At 68.0% G+C, this 715-nt stretch carries 1 protein-coding gene; it reads left to right on the top strand.

All coding sequences use genetic code 11. The annotated features are described in order from the left end of the window. Positions 1-715 (top strand): hypothetical protein (locus J4F42_17010; GenBank protein ID MCE2487218.1); only part of this gene is annotated, 715 nt, incomplete at both ends.

Raw genomic sequence — 715 nt, 5'->3', positions numbered from 1 at the left:
CCTCTGGCCGACCCGGCCGCGTTCGGCGCCGACCCGGCCGACGCGTTTGACGTGGTGGTGCCGTCTCTGCCGGGCTTCGGCTTTTCGACGCCGCTGAGAAGAACCGGTATTGCGATCCGGGAGGTGAGCGACCGCTGGGTCGCCCTAATGCGCGACGTGCTGGGCTATGAGCGCTTCGCCGCCCAGGGCGGGGATATCGGCTCGCTGGTCAGTACCGACCTGGGCCACGCCCACGCCGAGCACCTGATCGGCATTCACACCAACCTGCCCGTCCCGCTGTCGTTCGAGCTGCCGCCTGAGTCGGACTACAGCGCCGAGGAAGCCGGCTGGTATGCCAAGACGCAACACTTCTTTGCCGAAGAACGCGGCTATGCCGGTATTCAGGGCACCAAGCCACAGACGGCCGCCTACGGCCTGACCGACTCACCAGCCGGGCTGTGCGCCTGGATCCTGGAGAAACGGCGTACCTGGAGCGACTGTGGCGGCGATGTGGCGAGCCGTTTCAGCCCGGACGAGCTGCTGACGACGATGACCCTGTACTGGGTCACCCGGACGATCGGCACCTCGTTTCGGTCCTACTACGAGCGCCGGGTCCATCCCTGGCAGCCGGCCCACGCGCACCAGCCGGTGGTGGAGGCGCCGACCGCCTGCGCGGTCTTCCCGGGCGATGTGATCCACATGCCGCGCCGCTGGGCCGAGGGCTACTACAACCTGA

It is taken from the genome of Desulfurellaceae bacterium, from assembly GCA_021296095.1.
Classification (GTDB): Bacteria; Desulfobacterota; Binatia; order Bin18; family Bin18; genus JAAXHF01.
The sequence above is the reverse complement of the archived record's forward strand: the minus strand, read 5'-3'. Positions and strand labels throughout refer to the sequence as shown.